At 73.2% G+C, this 5,466-nt stretch carries 5 protein-coding genes; 4 read left to right on the forward strand and 1 reads right to left on the reverse strand.

What is annotated here, in order from left to right; all coding sequences use genetic code 11:
* The coding region (locus tag AB6N24_RS22495; RefSeq protein WP_412871583.1) for a VOC family protein at positions 1-317 on the forward strand (317 nt) is incomplete at its 5' end.
* Between the two features lie 10 nt (positions 318-327).
* Here AB6N24_RS22495 and AB6N24_RS22500 read toward each other — a convergent pair.
* The gene (locus AB6N24_RS22500; protein WP_412871584.1) at positions 328-1,002 is read right to left on the reverse strand and encodes a GntR family transcriptional regulator; all 675 of its coding nucleotides are present in this window, start codon (positions 1,000-1,002) and stop codon (positions 328-330) included.
* Positions 1,003-1,472: 470 nt separating this feature from the next.
* On the opposite strand from AB6N24_RS22500, the gene manD reads away from it, so the two are divergent.
* From manD to AB6N24_RS22515, 3 genes are all read left to right on the forward strand, one after another.
* Complete coding sequence (manD, locus tag AB6N24_RS22505) at positions 1,473-2,681, forward strand: D-mannonate dehydratase ManD (protein WP_412871585.1); 1,209 nt, start codon at positions 1,473-1,475, stop codon at positions 2,679-2,681.
* A gap of 208 nt (positions 2,682-2,889) precedes the next feature.
* The gene (locus AB6N24_RS22510; protein ID WP_412871586.1) at positions 2,890-4,278 is read left to right on the forward strand and encodes an MFS transporter; all 1,389 of its coding nucleotides are present in this window, start codon (positions 2,890-2,892) and stop codon (positions 4,276-4,278) included.
* On the forward strand, positions 4,275-5,303 hold the full coding sequence (locus tag AB6N24_RS22515; RefSeq protein ID WP_412871587.1) for an L-idonate 5-dehydrogenase: 1,029 nt from the start codon (positions 4,275-4,277) through the stop codon (positions 5,301-5,303). The genes AB6N24_RS22510 and AB6N24_RS22515 overlap by 4 nt, the downstream gene beginning before the upstream one ends.
* The last annotated feature ends 163 nt before the right edge of the window (positions 5,304-5,466 follow it).

Raw genomic sequence — 5,466 nt, forward strand, 5'->3', positions numbered from 1 at the left:
TCTACCCGTTCTGGCGCGCGGTGCTCGGCTACGTCCCCGAGGAGCTGCCCGAGGCCGACGACCCGTCCCCGGCGCTCCTCGACCCGACCGGTCTCGGCCCCGCCGTGTGGTTCCAGCAGATGGATGCGCCGCGTCCACAGCGCAACCGCATCCACCTCGACGTCACGGTGCCGCACGACGTCGCGGAGGAGCGCGTCGCGGCGGCGCTCGAGGCGGGCGGGCGCCTTGTGAGCGACGACCGGGCGCCGGCGTTCTGGGTGCTCGCGGACGCCGAGGGCAACGAGGCGTGCGTGTGCACGTGGCAGGCGCGCGACTGAGCGGCGCTGCTCACTCCCAGACGGCGACGCTGCGCCGCGTGGGTGCGCCGGTGTTGGTCGCGAACAGCTCGGGCGAGCGCGACCGCACCCGCTCGATGTCGTCGAACACCGTGCGCAGGTGCGTGCGCATCAGCGGGCGTGCCTCGCTCGCGCCGCCCCGCAGGAGCGCCTCGAGCACGTGCGCGTGCTGCTCGACGAACACCTGGACGCTGCCGACCTCGGAGAGCCCGAGGCGCCGGGCCCGGTCGAGGTGGGCCTTCGCGGCGACCACCGACGGCCAGGTGCCCTCGTGACCGGCGAGGCGCATGAGTCCCTGGTGGAACAGCTCGTCGAGGCGGAAGAACTCCTCGTGATCGCCCTCGACGAGGCGCTGCAGCGCGATGTTCTCCTGCAGCTCGGCCGTGACGTCGGGGTCCGGCCGGGCCGGCACGTCATCGAGCGACGCGAGCTCGACGGCCTCACGCAGGAACTGGGCGTCGGCGACGCGCTGCGGGTCCACCCGTGAGACGAACGAGCCGACCCTCGGGAAGATCTGCACGAGCCCTTCCTGCTGCAGCAGCATCAGCGCGTCGCGCACGGGCGTGCGGGAGACGCCCAGCTCGGCGGCGAGCTCGTTCTCCGACAGGGGCGCTCCCGGCTGGAGGCCCAGGGTGACGACCCGCCGGCGGAGCTCGGCGTAGACCACGCGCCCTGCGGAGCGGGGGCCGGGGGCCGCTGCACCGGGTTCACCGGCTCCGGGATCCGCCGGGCCTGGGGGGCGCGCGCCGGGGTCGCCCGCGCCGCGCCGCCGCCCGCCGCCGTGCGCGGGGCCTCGTGGCCGGGTGTCGTCGCCGCTGCTGCCTGCTGTCGCTGCCGTCACGCCGACTCCTCGCCTCGTCCTGTCCGCGATCTGGTCCGCGGGCGTCGACCCCGTGTCCCGGAGCGGTCCCGCGCCCTTGTATACAACCCGCGGGTGTCAGCGCAGGTCAAGCGGGGCGCCAGGGCACCGACGCAGCGGCGGCCGGCCCCGCTCCACGGGCCGGCCGCGCGGGGGAGTGGTGCGGAGGGGCTTGACAGACCGTGCATATCGCCCTTGTATACAAGCACTGCATTGCAGCAGTGCGTCCGTCGGGCAGGGGGCTCGAGGCGGCTGGGCAGCCGGAGGGAGAACGCCACGTGAGCACCATCGAGCGCGCTGAGGTCTTCGTCGCAGGACCGGGACGGAACTTCGTCACCCTGCGCATCACGACGTCCGACGGCGTCACCGGGCTCGGCGACGCGACCCTGAACGGTCGTGAGCTCGCGGTCGCGAGCTACCTGCGCGACCACGTCGTGCCGCTCCTGATCGGCCGGGACCCCGCGCGCATCGAGGACATGTGGCAGTACCTGTACCGCGGCCCGTACTGGCGGCGCGGGCCGGTCACGATGACGTCGATCGCCGCCGTGGACACCGCGCTGTGGGACATCAAGGGCAAGGTCGCGGGGCTGCCCGTCTACCAGCTGCTCGGCGGGCGCTCGCGCGACAGCGTGATGGTCTACGGCCACGCGAGCGGCGCCGACACCGCGGAGCTGCTCGACGACGTCGTCCGGTTCCGCGAGCTCGGCTACCAGGCCGTCCGTGCGCAGGCGGCCGTCCCCGCCGTCGGCGGCACGTACGGCGTGCGTAAGGGTGCGATCTACGAGCCCGCTGCGAGCGCGCTGCCCGACGAGCAGCCCTGGTCGACCGAGGCCTACCTGCGGTTCGCCCCGACGTACCTCGAGGAGATCCGCTCCAAGCTCGGCTTCGACTTCCACCTGCTGCACGACGTGCACCACCGGCTCACGCCGCTCGAGGCCGCGCGCTTCGGCAAGAGCGTCGAGGACGTGCAGCTGTTCTGGATGGAGGACCCGACGCCGGCGGAGAACCAGGAGGCCTTCCGCCTCATCCGCCAGCACACCACGACGCCGATCGCGGTCGGCGAGGTGCTCACGAGCATCTGGGACGTCCAGCACCTGATCACCGAGCAGCTGATCGACTACGTGCGCACGACCGTCGTGCACGCGGGCGGGATCACGCACCTGCGCCGGATCTTCGACCTCGCGGCGCTGTACCAGGTGCGGACCGGGTCCCACGGCGCGACGGACCTGTCGCCGGTGACCCAGGCGGCGGCGGTGCACGTCGACCTGACCGTGCCGAACTTCGGCATCCAGGAGTACATGGAGCACGCGCCCGAGACCATGGAGGTCTTCCGCAGCGGCGTCCGGTTCGCGGACGGGGCGCTCGATCTCGACGAGACCCCCGGGCTTGGCGTCGAGTACGACGAGAAGGCGGCCGCACGCTTCCCGTACGAGCCGCGGTACCTGCCGGTCGCACGCCGGCTCGACGGGTCCGTGCACGACTGGTGAGGCCTCGCGCCGCCGTTGCGGTGCGCGCCGTCATGGACGACCCCGCAGCACCCCGCGGCGGCCGCCCGACCGAGACCTGACCATCCCGACCGGCACGACCGGTCCACCCCGGCGCCCGCCACGGCGTCGGCACCACCACGCCCGTGCCGGGACCCCCGACGGGCACGCACGACGCATCGGACCGCTGTCGCGGGCGAAGGAGCACACGATGACGCACGACAACCTGACGGCCCCGGGCGTGACCGTCGAGAGGACGGCCGGTGACCTGAAGCGGGTCGCGGTCTCCGGCTGGCTCGGCACGGCCATGGAGTTCATGGACTTCCAGCTGTACTCGCTGGCCGCGGCGATCGTCTTCAACGAGATCTTCTTCCCCGACGTCGACCCCGCGATCGGCCTCATCGCCGCGATGGGCACGTACGGCGTCGGCTACGTCGCCCGGCTCGCGGGAGCCGTCTACTTCGGCCGGATGGGGGACCGGATCGGCCGCAAGAGGGTCCTGTTCATCACCATCGCGCTCATGGGTGCCTCCACGACCCTCATCGGCGTCCTCCCGACGTACGCCCAGGTCGGGCTCCTCGCGCCGATCCTCCTGGTCGTCCTGCGGCTCGCGCAGGGCTTCGGCGCCGGCGCCGAGATCGCGGGCGCCACGACGATGCTCGCGGAGTACGCGCCGGTGAAGAAGCGTGGCGTCATCGCCTCGCTGGTCAGCCTCGGGACCAACACCGGGACGCTCGCCGCGACCGGCCTGTGGGCGCTGCTGCTCGCGGTGCTGACGGAGGAGCAGCTCCTCGCGTGGGGCTGGCGCCTGCCGTTCCTGTTCAGCTTCGTGCTCATGATCTTCGCGATCTGGATCCGGACGCACCTCAAGGAGAGCCCGGTCTTCGAGAGCCGCCCGGACCTGACCGCGGACGGCGTCGCGCTGACCCGCGAGGAGCTCGAGTCCGCCGCGGCGGCGACCGCCCAGGCCGGCGTCCTGGAGGCCGCGCTGCGCCAGCGCAAGGGCAAGGCGTTCTTCATCGCGCTCGGGCTGCGGTTCGGCCAGGCCGGCAACTCCGGCCTGATCCAGACGTTCCTCGTCGGGTACCTCGCCACGACGCTGCTGCTCGACCGCAGCATCGCGACGAACGCGATCCTCTACAGCTCGATCGTCGGGTTCGCGACGGTGCCGATCGTGGGTCTGCTCGGCGACCGGTTCGGCCGGCGCCCGGTGTACATGGTGCTCACGGTGGTCTCCGCGATCCTCGCGTTCCCGCTGATCAACCTCATCCAGCAGGGCAGCACGCTCGCACTGACGATCTCGATGATCCTGCTGCACAACCTCGCCGTCCTGGGCCTGTTCTCGCTCGAGAGCGTGACGATGGCCGAGCTCTTCGGGGCCCGCACCCGCTTCACGCAGCTCGCGCTCGCCAAGGAGATCGGCGGCATCCTCGCCACCGCGATCGGCCCGCTGCTCGCGGCGACGCTCACCGCGGTCACGGGGTCGTGGTGGCCCATCGCGGCGATGCTCGTGGTCTACAGCCTCATCACGCTCGTCTCGGCCGTCGTATCGCCCGAGGTCCGTGGACGCGACCTCGTCCGGCTCGAGGACGCGGTATGAGGGCCGTCGTGGTCCACGGCGCGGGCGACCTCCGCGTCGACGACCTCCCCGACCCGACGCCCGCCGCCGACGAGGTCCTGGTCGCGATGGAGTGGGGCGGCGTGTGCGGCTCCGACCTCGCCTACTGGCGGCACGGTCGCTCCGGGACCGCGGTGCTGCGGCACCCCCTGGTCCTCGGGCACGAGGTCGCGGGGCGCATCGTGGCCACCGGGGCGGACGTCCGGGGCCTGGAGGTGGGCCGGCCGGTCACGTTCCAGCCGGCCCAGCTCGTGGGCGACGGCGTGATGCCGCCACGGCTCGCCGGGCGCACCAACCTGTACCCGGCGGTGCGGTACTTCGGCTCCGCGGCGTTCGACCCGCACACCGACGGCGGGTTCTGCGAGCTCAAGTCGGTCCGTGCCGAGCAGGTCCGCCCGCTGCCCGACGGGGTCTCCACGCGGCGCGGTGCGCTCGCCGAGCCGCTCGCCGTGGCGATCCACGCGGTCCGGCGCGTCGACGTGGCCGGGCGCACGGTGCTGGTCAACGGCTGCGGGCCGATCGGCGCCCTCGTCGTCGCGGCGGCGAAGCACCACGGCGCCGCGACCGTGATCGCCGCCGACGTCGCCGCCCCGTCGCTCGCGGTGGCGCGCGCGATGGGAGCGGACGAGGTGGTCGACGTCTCCGCGGGGCCGCTGCCCGAGGACGTCGAGCTCGTGATCGAGGCGTCCGGCGCACCGGGGGCGCTCGGGGCCGTGCTTCACGCGACCGCCAAGGGCGGCACGCTCGTGCAGGTCGGGAACCTGCCCGGGACCGAGGCGACGGCCGTGCTCGGCGAGCTCGTGACGCGCGAGATCACCTGGATGGGCTCCTACCGCTTCGCCGACGAGATCGACGACGCGATCGCCGCGCTCGCGGACGGCCTCGACGTGGACCCGCTGATGACGCACACGTTCGGGATCGACGAGGCCGCGGAGGCGCTGCGCGTGGCCGCCGACCGGAGCACCGGCAGCAGCAAGGTCATGCTGCGCCTCGGGTCCGACGCCTGAGCTCGTCGGCCGGGCCGGGTCGGCGGGTGCCGGCCCGGCCCGGACTGCTGCGCGGCCCGGCCCGCCCCCCCCGCCGGCCCGCACCCCCGGCCCGGGCTCTTATACACAACACCGAGCCCACGAGACCGTCACCTTGATATCGGATTACGTATTAGGCATGTAA

Origin of the sequence: Cellulomonas jepli, from assembly GCF_047229345.1 — a bacterium.
Lineage (GTDB): Bacteria > Actinomycetota > Actinomycetes > Actinomycetales > Cellulomonadaceae > Cellulomonas_A.

Excerpts from the sequence above, each read along its gene's own strand:
- AB6N24_RS22510 (WP_412871586.1), top strand. The coding sequence starts at position 2,890 with ATGACGCACGACAACCTGACGGCCCCGGGCGTGACCGTCGAGAGGACG.
- AB6N24_RS22515 (WP_412871587.1), top strand. The coding sequence starts at position 4,275 with ATGAGGGCCGTCGTGGTCCACGGCGCGGGCGACCTCCGCGTCGACGAC.